This is a genomic window from Burkholderia aenigmatica, assembly GCF_048627025.1.
Taxonomy (GTDB): Bacteria; Pseudomonadota; Gammaproteobacteria; order Burkholderiales; family Burkholderiaceae; genus Burkholderia; species Burkholderia aenigmatica.
Genome location: NZ_CP184468.1, coordinates 726,200 through 739,633, shown reverse-complemented (window position 1 = coordinate 739,633; position 13,434 = coordinate 726,200). Strand labels below are relative to the sequence as shown.

The window sequence follows — 13,434 nt, the reverse complement described above, 5'->3', positions numbered from 1 at the left end:
CCGAACAACAAGTCGAGGCAGCAACAGAACATGGAAGAGGACGACATCGTCGCCGGATGGGCCGAGCGCGTCCGCGCCGCCAGCGCCGACGGCCGGCCGCTGCGGATTCGCGGCGGCGGCACCAAGGACTGGTACGGCCAGGCGCTCGAGGGCGAAATACTCGACACGCGCGCGTTTCAGGGCGTCGTATCGTACGACCCGGCCGAACTCGTCGTCACGGTCCGCGCGGGCACGCCGCTCGCGCAGCTTGAAACCGTCCTCGCCGAGTGCGGCCAGATGCTGCCGTTCGAGCCGCCGCACTTCGGCCGCGCGGCCACCGTCGGCGGCTGCGTCGCGGCCGGTCTCGCGGGCCCGCGGCGTGCCACCTGCGGCGCGCCGCGCGATTTCGTGCTCGGCGTCACGCTGATGAACGGCCGCGGCGAAATGCTGCGCTTCGGCGGGCAGGTCGTGAAGAACGTCGCCGGCTACGACGTGTCGCGGTTGATGGCCGGCGCGCTCGGCACGCTCGGGCTGATGCTCGACCTGTCGATCAAGGTGCTGCCGATGCCCGTCGCCGAAGTCACGCTGAAGTTCGAGATGACCGCGACCGACGCGGTACGCAAGCTCAACGAATGGGGCGGCCATCCGCTGCCCGTCAGCGCGAGCGGGTGGCGCAACGGCACGCTCGTGCTGCGCCTGTCGGGCGCCGAGGCGGCCGTGAAATCCGCGAAGACGCAGCTCGGCGGCGAAGTCGTCGACGCGGTCGAGGCCGAGCGCTTCTGGGCCGGCCTGCGCGAGCATACCGACCCGTTCTTCAACGGCATCCCGCCCGGCTATGCGCTGTGGCGCCTCGCACTGCCGTCGATCACCGAACCGATGCACCTGCCGGGCACCCAGTTGATGGAATGGGGTGGCGCGCAGCGCTGGTGGATCACCGACGCCGATGCACAGACCGTGCGGATGAGCGCCAAGCAGGCCGGTGGCCACGCGACGCTGTTCCGCGCGGGCGACGCGTACGACCGCAGCGCGGGCGTGTTCACGCCGCTCCCCGCCCCGATGATGAAAATCCACCGCGGGCTGAAGGCCGCGTTCGATCCCGCGCGCATCTTCAACCGCGGCCGGCTCTACCCTGATCTCTGAGGGATCGATGCAAACGAACCTCGCCGATTTCATCCGCAATACGCCCGACGGCGACGAGGCCGACGCGATATTGCGCAAGTGCGTGCATTGCGGGTTCTGTACCGCGACCTGCCCGACCTACCAGTTGCTCGGCGACGAACTCGACGGCCCGCGCGGCCGGATCTACCTGATCAAGCAGATGGTCGAAGGCGCGCCCGTCACGCGCAGCACGCAGCAGCACCTCGACCGCTGCCTCACGTGCCGCAGCTGCGAGACGACCTGCCCGTCCGGCGTCCAGTACGGCCGGCTCGTGGAGATCGGCCGCAAGCACGTCGAGGCGCAGGTGAAACGCCCGGTGCAGCAGCGTCTCGTGCGCCGCCTGCTCGCGAGCCTCGTGCCGAACGAGGCGTTGTTCTCGCCAGTGATGCGGCTCGGCCAGCACGTGCGGCCGCTGCTGCCGAAGCGGCTGCGCGACAAGGTGCCGCCGCGCACGCGGCTGCTCGAATGGCCGCACCTCACGCATACGCGCAAGATGCTGATGCTGGGCGGCTGCGTGCAGCCGTCGATGCTGCCGAACATCAACATCGCGACCGCGCGTGTGCTCGACGCGCTCGGCATCGAAACGGTCGTCGCGCCCGATGCGGGCTGCTGCGGCGCGATCCGCCTGCACCTGAACTATCACGACGAAGCGCTCGACGACGCACGCCGCAACATCGACGCATGGTGGCCCCATGTCGAACAGGGCGTCGAGGCGATCGTGATGAACGCGTCGGGCTGCGGCGCGACGGTGCTCGAATACGCGCACCTGCTGCGCGACGACCCGGCCTACGCGGAGAAGGCACAGCGCATCGTGTCGCTCACGCGCGACATCTCCGACGTGCTGCTCGCGTTCGAGGCCGAGCTCGCGACGCTTGCGCGGCGCCGCGCGATCCATACGGTCGCGTACCACCCGCCGTGCACGCTGCAGCACGGCCAGCAGTCGCGCGGCAAGGTCGAACGCCTGCTCGAGACGCTCGGCATCGACGTGCGGCTGCCGGCCGACAGCCATCTCTGTTGCGGCTCGGCCGGCACCTATTCGCTGACGCAGCCGTCGCTGTCGTACCGGTTGCGCAAGCAGAAGCTGCTGAAGCTGCAGGCGCTCGAACCGCAGATGATCGTCTCCGGCAACGTCGGCTGCATCGCGCACCTGCAGAGCGGCACGCAGATTCCGGTCGCCCACTGGATCCAGCTCGTCGAGCATCTGCTGTACGGCTAGGGCCGGTTCATGCGAATGACGGATCGGCGCTGGGCCTCGCGCGCGGCGTCCGTATAATGGGCGAATCGATGCGTCGCGTGCCGCAGCGCATCCGCTCCATGCCCGCTTTCGTGCCTGCTTTCGTGTCCGTCATGTCCGATCTCGCCGCCCGTCTCGAATCCGTTCATCACCGCATCGCCGACGCCGCCCGCGCGGCCGGCCGCGATCCCGCCACCGTGTCGCTGCTCGCCGTCTCGAAGACGTTTCCCGCCGACGACGTGCGCGCCGCGCATGCGGCCGGGCAGCGTGCCTTCGGCGAAAACTACGTGCAGGAATCGATCGACAAGATCGACGCGCTCGCCGACCTGCGCGCCAGTCTCGAATGGCATTTCATCGGGCCGCTGCAATCGAACAAGACGCGCCCGGTGGCCGAACGCTTCGACTGGGTCCATTCGGTCGACCGGCTGAAGATCGCGCAGCGCCTGTCGGAACAACGCCCCGCGCACCTGCCGCCGCTCAACGTGTGCGTGCAGGTGAACATCAGCGGCGAGGCGTCGAAGAGCGGCGTCGCGCCGGCCGACGTGGCCGAGGTCGCGCGCGCGGTCGCCGCGCTGCCGTCGCTGCGGCTGCGCGGCCTGATGGCGATTCCCGAACCGGCCGGCGACACCGAAGCGCAACGCGCGCCGCATCGCGCGCTGCGCGTGCTGTTCGACGCATTGCGCGCCGACGGCCTGCCGCTCGACACGCTGTCGATGGGCATGTCCGCCGATCTCGATGCGGCCGTGCTCGAAGGCGCGACGATCGTGCGCGTCGGCACCGCGATCTTCGGCGCGCGCGATTACTCGCACTGAACGCCGCACCCTTTACGCCCTACCGTTCACTCACTCGCTCAATCGGACATCATGAAAATCGCATTCATCGGCGGCGGCAACATGGCCGCGGCCCTGATCGGCGGCCTGATCAAGCGCGGCGTCGCCGCTGACGGCCTATATGCCATCGACGTCAACGAAGAAGTGCGCGCGCGCGCCGCGCAGCAGTTCGGCGTGCGCACCGGCGCGGCCATCGACGCGACGCTCGCCGACTACGACGCGGTCGTGCTCGCGGTGAAGCCGCAGGTGCTGAAGGACGTCGCGCAGGCGCTCGCGCCGCACCTGAAGGCGCAGCTCGTGATCAGCATCGCAGCCGGCATCCGCGGCACGGATCTCGCACGCTGGCTCGGCGGCTACGACCGCATCGTGCGCACGATGCCGAATACACCCGCGCTCGTCGGCATGGGCGTGACGGGCCTCGCCGCGCTGCCGGGCGTCGATGCGGCGGGCCGCGAACTCGCGTCGAACGTGCTCGGTGCGGTCGGCGAGATCGTGTGGTTCGACGACGAGTCGAAGCTCGATGCCGTCACGGCCATTTCGGGCAGCGGCCCGGCCTACGTGTTCTATTTCATCGAAGCGCTGCAAGAAGCCGCGCGCCAGCTCGGCATGAACGACGAACAGGGTCGCGCTCTCGCGGTCGCGACGTTCACGGGTGCCGCGCAACTCGCCGCGCAATCGGGCGAGCCGGCAAGCGTGCTGCGCGAACGCGTGACGTCGAAGGGCGGCACGACGGCCGCCGCGCTCGCGTCGTTCGACGCGCAAGGCGTGAAGGACGCGATCGTGCGCGGTGCGCTCGCGGCCGAAGCGCGCGCAAAGGAAATGGGCGACGAGCTCGGTCGCGCGTAAGCGCACCGGCGGTACCGGCCCGGTGCTTTCTGCGCTGCACGGGCCGCCCCTCGGCCTTGCTCGACCAACAAAAAAAGCGGCCCAGGCCGCTTTTTTTTGTTGCCGCGTTCCGCACGACATGACGCCGGCGGACAAATCGGGAAGCTCAGCTCCCTGCCAGCAGGTAATGCACGGCAATACCCGCGAACAGCACGCCGCCGAGCCAGTTGTTGTGCCGGAACGCCGCGAAGCACGGCATCCGCTCGCGGTCCTTGATCAGCGTGTAGTGATACAGCGCGCAGCCGATCGCCGCCGCCCAGCCGGCCCAGTACGCGAGGCCGAAGCCCAGCGTCACGCCGATCCACACGTAGATGCCGAGCGTCACTGCGTAGCACAGCATGACGGCCGCGACGTCGAAGCGGCCGAAGGTCAGCGCGGACGTGCGGATCCCGATCTTGATGTCGTCATCGCGATCGACCATCGCGTATTCGGTGTCGTACGCGACCGACCAGAAAATGTTCGCGATCAGCATCACCCATGCGATCGTCGGCACCGTGTCCTGCACGGCCGCGAACGCCATCGGAATGCCGAAGCCGAACGCGATGCCGAGATACGCCTGCGGAATCGCGAAGAAGCGCTTCATGAACGGATACGAGCCCGCGACGAACAGCGCGACGACGGACAGCTGCTTCGTCAGCGTGTTGAGCGGCAGGATCAGCAGGAACGAGATGAAGGCGAGCCCGACCGCGATCGCGATGGCTTCCCACGCGCGGATCTTGCCCGACGTCAGCGGCCGGTCGGCCGTGCGCTTCACGTGGCGGTCGAAATCGCGGTCGGCGTAGTCGTTCATCGCGCAGCCGGCCGAGCGCATCAGCAGCGTGCCGAGCGAGAAGATCACGAGCAGCGGCCAGCGCGGATGGCCGTCGGACGCGATCCACAGCGCGTTGAGCGTCGGCCACAGCAGCAGCAGGCTGCCGATCGGCTTGTCCATCCGGACGAGCCGCAGATACAGGGGAAAGCGGGCAAGCATGGCGAAGCACCGGGAAGATAACCCCGGCATTTTAGAGCCGAGCGGTGCTTCGCGTCATGTCGGTGCGGCTGGCGGGCGGCAACGGCCGGACACCAGCGCGCTGCGCGTGCCCGCTGCACATGGCCGAGCCGCAAAGCGCATCAATCAAGGGACAGAGCCGGCATACGCGCGGATCCGTCGGACGCACCGGCCTGCGCTCGACCCGATGCATGCGGATCAATCAGGGCCGGAGCAGCACGCGAGGGCTTCTGCCAGCCTGCCGCGCGTTGCACGCCTACGCGAGCAGCGACCGCAGCATCCACGCGGGTTTTTCATGCGTGCGCAAGCGCTGCGTCAACAGGTCGGCGGTCGGCTCGTCGCTCGCCGCATCAGCGAACGGGAAGATTGTGCGCGCGGTGCGTACGACCGCCTCATGCCAGGCCTTCCGCGATCTTCTTGCGGTCCTTGTCGCTGATGCCGATGTCGATCCGGGCAGCGGGAGTCTTCCGAATATGCTCCGGACTCCTTACTCAATGAACCAGAGCAATGAAAGCGAATCGGGGACCTGCCTGTCTACACCACACCACTCGCACGCGGTGCTCGCCACTACGCGTGGCGCGTGAAACGCCGCGCTCAGGCGATCGCGTGCAGCGCCTGCGACGCCAGTTCGGCCGCACCGCCGATGACGATCGCGAATCCGACTACGTACCGCGCGATCTCGGCCGGCGCCGCCAGTGCGGCGCGCATGTTCAACTTCATTTGCGTCATGATCGTCACTCCTTGAACGAAACCCAGGATCAGGGAGAAACGGCCGGCTGGATGACCGGCCGTTTCCCGTTACTGCATTACCGCACTACTGCACGGCGATGCTCACGCGAGGTCGAAGCGGTCGAGGTTCATCACCTTGTTCCAGGCCGCGACGAAGTCACGTGCGAACTTCTCCTTCGCATCCGCGCTGCCGTACACCTCGGCCAGCGCACGCAGTTGCGCATGCGAGCCGAAGATCAGGTCGACGCGCGAGCCGGTCCACTTGACCTTGCCCGTCGCACGATCGCGCCCTTCGAACACGTCGTTCGCGGCCGACACCGGCTTCCATTCGGTGCCCATGTCGAGCAGGTTCACGAAGAAGTCGTTCGTCAGCGCTTCCGGACGGTCGGTGAACACGCCGTGCTTCGCATCGCCGGCGTTCGCACCGAGCACGCGCAGGCCACCGACGAGTGCCGTCATCTCGGGCGCGCTCAGCGTCAGCAGTTGCGCCTTGTCGACCAGCAGTGCCTCGGCCGGCGTCTGGTAGGCATGCTTCAGGAAGTTGCGGAAGCCGTCTGCAACCGGCTCGAGCACGGCCATCGCTTCGATGTCGGTCTCTTCCTGCGACGCATCCCCACGGCCCGGTGCGAACGGCACCGTCACCGCGACGCCCGCGTTCTTCGCGGCCTGCTCGACACCGGCCGCACCGGCCAGCACGATCAGGTCGGCGAGCGATACCTTCTTGCCGCCCGTCTGCGCGTCGTTGAACGCCTTCTGCACGCCTTCGAGCGTCGCGAGCACCTTCGCGAGTTCGGCCGGACGGTTCACTTCCCAGTCCTTCTGCGGCGCGAGACGGATACGCGCACCGTTTGCCCCGCCGCGCTTGTCCGAACCGCGGAACGTCGCAGCCGACGCCCATGCGGTCGACACGAGCTGCGACACCGACAGGCCCGATGCGAGCACCTTCGCCTTCAACGCCGCGACGTCGGCGTCGTCAATCAGCTTGTGATCGACGGCCGGGATCGGGTCTTGCCACAACAGATGCTCGGCCGGCACGTCCGGACCGAGATAACGGGCACGCGGGCCCATGTCGCGGTGCGTGAGCTTGAACCAGGCGCGCGCGAACGCGTCGGCGAACTCGGCCGGGTTCTCGTAGAAGCGGCGCGAAATCTTCTCGTAGGCCGGATCGAAACGCAGCGACAGGTCGGTCGTCAACATCGTCGGACGATGCTTCTTCGACGGGTCGAACGCATCCGGAATCACGTCGCCGGCGTCCTTCGCGACCCACTGGTGCGCGCCAGCCGGGCTCTTCGTGAGCTCCCATTCGTAGCTGAACAGGTGCTTGAAGAAGTCGTTGCTCCACTGCGTCGGCGTCGACGTCCACGTGACTTCGAGGCCGCTCGTGATGGCATCCTTGCCCTTGCCCGTGCCGAACGTGCTCTTCCAGCCGAGGCCCTGCTCTTCGAGGCCCGCGGCTTCCGGCTCGGCGCCGACGTTCGAGGCCGGACCGGCGCCGTGCGTCTTGCCGAACGTGTGGCCGCCCGCGATCAGCGCGACCGTCTCTTCGTCGTTCATCGCCATGCGCGCGAACGTCTCGCGGATGTCATGCGCGGCGGCGACCGGGTCGGGGTTGCCGTCCGGGCCTTCCGGGTTCACGTAGATGAGGCCCATCTGCACCGCGGCGAGCGGGCTTTCGAGGTCACGCTTGCCCGAGTAGCGGCTGTTCGGACCACCGCTCAGTTCCAGCCAGATCTTTTCCGAACCCCAGTACACGTCGTCCGGCTCCCACGTATCGACGCGGCCACCGGCATAGCCGAAAGTCTTGAAGCCCATCGATTCGAGCGCGACGTTGCCAGTCAGGATCAGCAGGTCGGCCCACGAGATGTTGCGGCCGTACTTCTGCTTGATCGGCCACAGCAGCCGGCGCGCCTTGTCGAGGCTCACGTTGTCCGGCCAGCTGTTCAGCGGCGCGAAGCGCTGCTGCCCGCCGCCCGCGCCGCCGCGGCCGTCGGCCGTGCGGTACGTGCCGGCGCTGTGCCAGGCCATGCGAATGAACAGGCCGCCATAGTGGCCGAAGTCGGCCGGCCACCAGTCCTGCGACGTCGTCATCAGCGCGTGCAGGTCCTTCTTCACCGCCGCAAGGTCCAGCTTCTTGAACGCTTCGGCGTAGTCGAAATCCTTGTCCATCGGATCGGACAATGCCGAATGCCGATGCAGGATGTTCAGGTTAAGCTGATTCGGCCACCAGTCCTTGTTCGTCGTGCCGCCACCAGCGGTGTGGTTGAACGGGCACTTCGTTTCGTTCGACATGCGATTTCTCCTTGGCTTGCTCATATGACTCCACCCGTTCGCTCCGGCGGCATGCCGGGCGCGGTTGGCGGAGTGTCATTGCGGGGATGGGAAACGGAACAGGTTGGTCCTCCTGTCGTACTACGGGATGTCGTGCGTGGCCTGTGACGCGCGCTCCCGCTGCGATGCACCGCAGGCGGGACGCTCGGGGAACCGGCTGCCGGCAGGCGTCGTGCCGGCGCTGCGGGCGGTATTCCAGCTTTCGGACATGCGATGCTCCCTCATGGCTTGACGGCGGGTGATGCGGGGGAACACTGAACCCGCGCGAGGCGGCGTTCAGCCACCATACACACGGTCCGCCAGGTACGCGAACGCAATCGGACGCAGGCTGCGAACCGCCGCCCTGGCGCGATGTACGACCGCGTCGCGCGACGGGATGTTCCGCTGCGCGCGCTGCAATACCGATTGCATCATGACACCCTCCTTTGACGCTTGCATTCGACGTTTGGATCAGTCGTCGACTTCACGCCGATCCATGGTGAGGATTCTATTTTGATCTATCAAATTATTGAATTTGATAAATTTCATCTATGCGATAGAGAAAAATAAACGGGGTCGCAAGACCCCGTTCATCGTGCTGCCACATGTGCATGCTGCAGCGTGCTCAGTTCATCGTCGCCGGCATGTCGAGCTTCGCGACGCCCGGCAGCTCGCACGCGGAAATCGCGTCGCTGATCGCGTCGATCGCGGGCATCCGCGTGAAGCTCTTGCGCCACACGAGCACCACGCGGCGGTCGGGCACCGGCTCGTTGAACGGCACGTACGACAGCAGTTCGGCATCGGGGCCGTTCGCGCGCGGGCCGACCTCGGCAACCGACATCCGCGGCAGCACGGTGATGCCGACACCGCTTGCGACCATGTGGCGGATCGTCTCCAGCGACGAGCCCTCGAAGGTTTTCTGGATGCCGTCGGCCGTCTGCGAGAAGCGCATCAGCTCCGGGCACACGCCGAGCACGTGATCGCGGAAGCAGTGGCCGTTGCCGAGCAGCAGCATGGTTTCCTGCTTCAGGTCCTCGGCGTCGATTTCCTCGCGCTTTTCCCACGGATGGCCGGCGGGCAGCGCAACGACGAACGGTTCGTCGTACAGCGGGCGCACCATCAGGCCGGTTTCCGGAAACGGCAGCGCCATGATCGCGGCGTCGATCTCGCCCTGCTTCAGCAGTTCGAGCAGCTTCAGCGTGTAGTTTTCCTGCAGCATCAGCGGCATCTGCGGGACCCGCTGGATCATCTGCTTGACGAGCGTCGGCAGCAGGTACGGCCCGATCGTGTAGATCACGCCCAGGCGGAACGGGCCGACCAGCGGATCCTTGCCCTGCTTCGCGATCTCCTTGATCGCGAAGGTCTGCTCGAGCACGCGCTGCGCCTGCGTGACGATCTGGTCGCCGATCGGTGTCACGCTCACTTCGCTCGCGCCGCGTTCGAAAATCTGCACGTTGAGCTCGTCTTCGAGCTTCTTGATCGCCACCGACAGCGTCGGCTGGCTCACGAAGCATGCTTCGGCCGCGCGGCCGAAATGCCGTTCGCGCGCGACCGCGACGATGTATTTCAATTCAGTCAGCGTCATTGTGGGTCAATCAGAGATATACAAGCGATAGGTTTAATTTATACACCCTGTGACACCGGTTCGCCAAGTTTCTCTGCATCGGAATGCTTCAAACGGCGGTTTGAAATCCGGCTCCGCCCCGCGGATCAGGCCTTCAGATACTGCTCGCGCGCGCCGAGCCAGCGTGCGAGATGCTGCGTGACGATCTCGGGATACGCGGCAATCAGCCGCGTCGCGGCTTCTCGGGCCGGATCGATCAGCCAGCCGTCGGTCTCGAGGTTCGCAAAGCGCAGCATCGCCGCGCCCGACTGGCGTGCGCCGAGGAATTCGCCGGGGCCGCGGATCTCGAGGTCGCGCCGCGCGATCTCGAAGCCGTCGGTCGTCTCGCGCATCGTCTTCAAGCGCTCGCGGCCCGTGAGCGACAGCGGCCCCGTGTACAGCAGCACGCACACCGACGCCGCGGTGCCGCGCCCGACCCGGCCGCGCAGCTGGTGCAGCTGCGCAAGGCCGAAGCGCTCCGCGTGCTCGATCACCATCAGCGACGCGTTCGGCACGTCGACGCCGACCTCGATCACGGTCGTCGCGACGAGCAGCTGCACGTCGTTGCGCGTGAACGCTTCCATCACGGCCGCCTTGTCGGCCGGCGACAGCCGGCCGTGCACGAGCCCGACCTTCAGCTCCGGGAGCGCGGTGGCCAGCGTCTCGTAAGTCTCGACGGCCGTCTGCAGCTGCAGCGTCTCGCTCTCCTCGATCAGCGGGCACACCCAGTAGACCTGGCGCCCGGTCAGCGCGGCCTCGCGTACGCGGGCGATCACCTCCTCGCGCCGCGCATCGCCGACGAGGCGCGTCAGCACGGGCGTGCGGCCCGGCGGCAGCTCGTCGATCGTCGAGACCTCGAGATCCGCGTAATACGTCATCGCGAGCGTGCGCGGAATCGGCGTGGCCGACATCATCAGTTGGTGCGGCTGGAAGTCGCGCGCGCCGTTGGCCGCATTCGCGGCCTTCGCGCGCAGCGCGAGCCGCTGCTCGACGCCGAAGCGGTGCTGCTCGTCGACGATCACGAGGCCGAGCCGCGCGAATTCGACGGTGTCCTGGATGATCGCGTGCGTGCCGATCACGAGCTGCGCGGTGCCGAGCGCGGCCGCCTCGATCGCCGCGCGCTTCTCCTTCGCCTTCAGGCTGCCCGCGAGCCACGCGACCGTGACGCCGAGCGGCTCGAGCCACGCGCGCAGCTTGCGCGCGTGCTGTTCCGCGAGAATTTCGGTGGGCGCCATCAGCGCGGCCTGGTAACCGGCGTCGATCGCCTGCGTGGCGGCCAGCGCTGCAACGACCGTCTTGCCGCTGCCGACGTCGCCCTGCAGCAGGCGCTGCATCGGGTGCGCGAGCGTGAGGTCGTTCGCGATCTCGTCGACGACGCGCCCCTGCGCGCCCGTCAGCGTAAACGGCAGCGCCGCGTAGAGCCGGGTGGTCAGCGCATCGGCATCGCTCGCGGTGCGACGCGGCATCGCGGGCGCCGCGCGCGTGCGGCGCTCCTCGTGCGCGCGCTTGAGCGACAGCTGCTGCGCCAGCAGCTCCTCGAACTTGATGCGCGTCCACGCCGGATGCGAGCCGTCCATCAGCGCGGCTTCGTCGGAATCGACGCGCGGGTGGTGCAGGATCCGCACGGCCTGCTCGAGCGACGGCACGTCGAGCGGCTTCAAGTAATCGCGCTGGATCTCGGGCGGCAGCAGTTCGGGCAGCGGCGTGCGCTCGACCGCGTTCTCGATCGCCTTGCGCAGATACGCCTGCGACACGCCGGCCGTGCTCGGATAGACGGGCGTGAGCACCTGCGGCAGCGGCGCATCGGCTTCGACGACGCGCACCGCCGGATGCACCATCTCCATCCCGAAGAAGCCGCCGCGCACGTCGCCGCGCACGCGCAGCCGCTGGCCGACGGCCATCTGCTTGACCTGCGAGCCGTAGAAATTCAGGAAGCGCAGCACGAGGTGCTCGCCGTCGTCGTCCTGGATCTTCACGACCAGCTGGCGGCGCGGCCGGTATGCAACCTCGTTGTCGAACACGACACCTTCGGCCTGCGCGATACCGCCCGGCAGCAGCTCGCCGATCGGCGTGAGCGTGGTTTCGTCCTCGTAGCGCATCGGCAGATGCAGCACGAGATCGATCGAACGCGTGAGGCCGAGCTTCGCGAGCTTGTCGACGGTCTTCACGGGCTTGTCGGCGGCCGGCTTCTTCTTGCGCTTCGCGCCGGCCGCACCCGCTGCGTCGGTCGCGGCGGCGTCATCGGCATCGGCATCGGCCGCGGCCGCGGCGGCGGCCGGCTGCGCGAGCCTGCCGTCAGCGCCGCGCTTCGGGCCAACCCGACGCGGGGCGGCGCGCTCCGCCGCGTCTTGAGCGGGCGGCGCGGCATCCTCCGCGTCGAACGGATCGGCGGAATCGGCAACTGCAGCGGGGGAACGGCGTGGTGACACAGGCATCGGATCGTCTGGGTGCTTCGCAAGGCAAGTACAATAGCGGCTTTCACGTCGTCCGAACGAACGACGCCGGCCAGGCCGCGCATCCCGTCATCATAGCGGCTCGCGCGCCCCATTTACGCGTTTCCGCCCTGCCGGCGACGCCCGCCGGCCGCTTCGAACCAGCCCGCATGTTCACGCTTTCCGATTTCGATTTCAATCTGCCGCCCGAGCTGATTGCACAAACCGCGCTGCCCGATCGCACCGCGAGCCGCCTGCTCGAGGTGGACGGCACCGTCGCGCCCGCGCGCCTCGTCGACCGCCATTTCACCGAGCTGCCGTCGTGCATCGCAGCCGGCGACCTGCTCGTCTTCAACGATACCAAGGTATTGAAGGCGCGTTTCTTCGGCCAGAAGGCCAGCGGCGGCAAGATCGAAGTGCTGATCGAGCGCGTGACGGGCACGCACACGGCGCTCGCGCAGATCCGCGCGAGCAAGTCGCCGGGCGCCGGCACGACGCTGCGGCTCGCCGATGCGTTCGACGTGACGGTCGGCGAGCGCGTCGAGCCGTTCTTCACGCTGAACTTCCCCGCGCCGTGCCTCGACCTGATCGAGCAGTTCGGCCGCCTGCCGCTGCCGCCCTATATCGAGCACGATCCGGACGCGACCGACGAGACGCGCTACCAGACCGTCTACGCGAGCAATCCGGGCGCGGTCGCCGCGCCGACGGCCGGGCTGCATTTCGACCAGCCGATGCTCGACCGGCTCGACGCGATGGGCGTCGAACGCGCGACGCTGACGCTGCACGTCGGCGCCGGCACGTTCCAGCCGGTGCGCGTCGACAACATCGCCGAGCACAAGATGCACAGCGAGTGGTACGACCTGCCGCAGTCGCTCGTCGACCGGATCGCCGCGACCCGCGCACGCGGCGGCAATGTGATCGCGGTCGGCACGACGTCGATGCGCGCGCTCGAAGCCGCGGCGCGCGCGGCCGACGAAGCGGGCCGCCCGCTCGCGACCACGCAGGCCGAGACCGACATCTTCATCACGCCCGGCTATCGTTTCCGCGTGGTCGACCGGCTGGTCACGAACTTCCACCTGCCGAAATCGACGCTGCTGATGCTGGTGTCCGCATTCGCGGGCGTCGAGACGATCCGCGCCGCGTACCGGCACGCGATCGACGAGCGCTACCGCTTCTTCAGCTACGGCGACGCGATGCTGCTCACGCGCCGCGACACGCCGGAGGCGCCGCGCGCATAAGCGCGGCATGCGCGACGGCCCACGCACCGCGCGGCCGCCGTGCCCCGTTTT

11 protein-coding genes and 1 pseudogene are annotated in these 13,434 nt (G+C 67.9%); 5 read left to right on the top strand and 7 right to left on the bottom strand.

The features are described 5' to 3' along the window. The first annotated feature begins 30 nt into the window (after window positions 1–30). The 4 genes from glcE to proC all read left to right on the top strand — a co-directional run bounded on the left by glcE (window position 31) and on the right by proC (window position 4,047). Complete coding sequence (gene glcE / locus ACN8ZM_RS03545; protein ID WP_043189580.1) at window positions 31–1,119, top strand: glycolate oxidase subunit GlcE; 1,089 nt, start codon at window positions 31–33, stop codon at window positions 1,117–1,119. 7 nt (window positions 1,120–1,126) lie between these two features. Next, window positions 1,127–2,353, top strand: a complete 1,227-nt coding sequence (gene glcF, locus ACN8ZM_RS03540; protein ID WP_043189583.1) for a glycolate oxidase subunit GlcF — start codon at window positions 1,127–1,129, stop codon at window positions 2,351–2,353. A 131-nt stretch (window positions 2,354–2,484) separates the two neighbouring features. Further along, window positions 2,485–3,183, top strand: coding sequence for a YggS family pyridoxal phosphate-dependent enzyme (locus ACN8ZM_RS03535; RefSeq protein ID WP_089450656.1), 699 nt, complete (start codon window positions 2,485–2,487; stop codon window positions 3,181–3,183). A gap of 51 nt (window positions 3,184–3,234) precedes the next feature. Beyond that, window positions 3,235–4,047, top strand: coding sequence for a pyrroline-5-carboxylate reductase (proC, locus tag ACN8ZM_RS03530; RefSeq protein WP_043189585.1), 813 nt, complete (start codon window positions 3,235–3,237; stop codon window positions 4,045–4,047). Between the two features lie 145 nt (window positions 4,048–4,192). Here the strand turns inward: proC and ubiA are convergent, their stop codons facing one another. The 7 genes and pseudogenes from ubiA to recG form a co-directional block, all read right to left on the bottom strand. After that, entirely contained in the window at window positions 4,193–5,056 is an 864-nt protein-coding gene (gene ubiA, locus ACN8ZM_RS03525; protein ID WP_301770778.1) for a 4-hydroxybenzoate octaprenyltransferase, read from the bottom strand. A gap of 274 nt (window positions 5,057–5,330) precedes the next feature. Beyond that, a pseudogene (locus ACN8ZM_RS03520) lies at window positions 5,331–5,474 on the bottom strand (DNA starvation/stationary phase protection protein); the annotation flags it as partial. Window positions 5,475–5,668: 194 nt separating this feature from the next. Next, window positions 5,669–5,803: a hypothetical protein gene (locus ACN8ZM_RS03515; protein ID WP_260865393.1), complete on the bottom strand. Its 135-nt coding sequence runs from the start codon at window positions 5,801–5,803 to the stop codon at window positions 5,669–5,671. A 102-nt stretch (window positions 5,804–5,905) separates the two neighbouring features. After that, entirely contained in the window at window positions 5,906–8,092 is a 2,187-nt protein-coding gene (gene katG, locus ACN8ZM_RS03510) for a catalase/peroxidase HPI (protein ID WP_205824084.1), read from the bottom strand. Window positions 8,093–8,212: 120 nt separating this feature from the next. Beyond that, window positions 8,213–8,341 carry a hypothetical protein gene (locus ACN8ZM_RS03505; protein WP_268988865.1) on the bottom strand — a complete coding sequence of 43 codons (129 nt, stop codon included), beginning with the start codon at window positions 8,339–8,341 and terminating at the stop codon, window positions 8,213–8,215. 394 nt (window positions 8,342–8,735) lie between these two features. Next, window positions 8,736–9,695, bottom strand: coding sequence for a hydrogen peroxide-inducible genes activator (locus ACN8ZM_RS03500; RefSeq protein WP_043189592.1), 960 nt, complete (start codon window positions 9,693–9,695; stop codon window positions 8,736–8,738). A 125-nt stretch (window positions 9,696–9,820) separates the two neighbouring features. Next, window positions 9,821–12,148 (bottom strand): ATP-dependent DNA helicase RecG, encoded by a 2,328-nt coding sequence (gene recG, locus ACN8ZM_RS03495; protein WP_420210556.1) that lies wholly within the window; start codon window positions 12,146–12,148, stop codon window positions 9,821–9,823. A gap of 167 nt (window positions 12,149–12,315) precedes the next feature. On the opposite strand from recG, the gene queA reads away from it, so the two are divergent. Next, window positions 12,316–13,383: a tRNA preQ1(34) S-adenosylmethionine ribosyltransferase-isomerase QueA gene (gene queA, locus ACN8ZM_RS03490; protein WP_420210555.1), complete on the top strand. Its 1,068-nt coding sequence runs from the start codon at window positions 12,316–12,318 to the stop codon at window positions 13,381–13,383. The last annotated feature ends 51 nt before the right edge of the window (window positions 13,384–13,434 follow it).

Excerpts from the sequence above, each read along its gene's own strand:
- glcE (WP_043189580.1), top strand. The coding sequence starts at position 31 with ATGGAAGAGGACGACATCGTCGCCGGATGGGCCGAGCGCGTCCGCGCC.
- glcF (WP_043189583.1), top strand. The coding sequence starts at position 1,127 with ATGCAAACGAACCTCGCCGATTTCATCCGCAATACGCCCGACGGCGAC.
- ACN8ZM_RS03535 (WP_089450656.1), top strand. The coding sequence starts at position 2,485 with ATGTCCGATCTCGCCGCCCGTCTCGAATCCGTTCATCACCGCATCGCC.
- proC (WP_043189585.1), top strand. The coding sequence starts at position 3,235 with ATGAAAATCGCATTCATCGGCGGCGGCAACATGGCCGCGGCCCTGATC.
- ubiA (WP_301770778.1), bottom strand. The coding sequence starts at position 5,056 with ATGCTTGCCCGCTTTCCCCTGTATCTGCGGCTCGTCCGGATGGACAAG.
- ACN8ZM_RS03515 (WP_260865393.1), bottom strand. The coding sequence starts at position 5,803 with ATGACGCAAATGAAGTTGAACATGCGCGCCGCACTGGCGGCGCCGGCC.
- katG (WP_205824084.1), bottom strand. The coding sequence starts at position 8,092 with ATGTCGAACGAAACGAAGTGCCCGTTCAACCACACCGCTGGTGGCGGC.
- ACN8ZM_RS03505 (WP_268988865.1), bottom strand. The coding sequence starts at position 8,341 with ATGTCCGAAAGCTGGAATACCGCCCGCAGCGCCGGCACGACGCCTGCC.
- ACN8ZM_RS03500 (WP_043189592.1), bottom strand. The coding sequence starts at position 9,695 with ATGACGCTGACTGAATTGAAATACATCGTCGCGGTCGCGCGCGAACGG.
- recG (WP_420210556.1), bottom strand. The coding sequence starts at position 12,148 with ATGCCTGTGTCACCACGCCGTTCCCCCGCTGCAGTTGCCGATTCCGCC.
- queA (WP_420210555.1), top strand. The coding sequence starts at position 12,316 with ATGTTCACGCTTTCCGATTTCGATTTCAATCTGCCGCCCGAGCTGATT.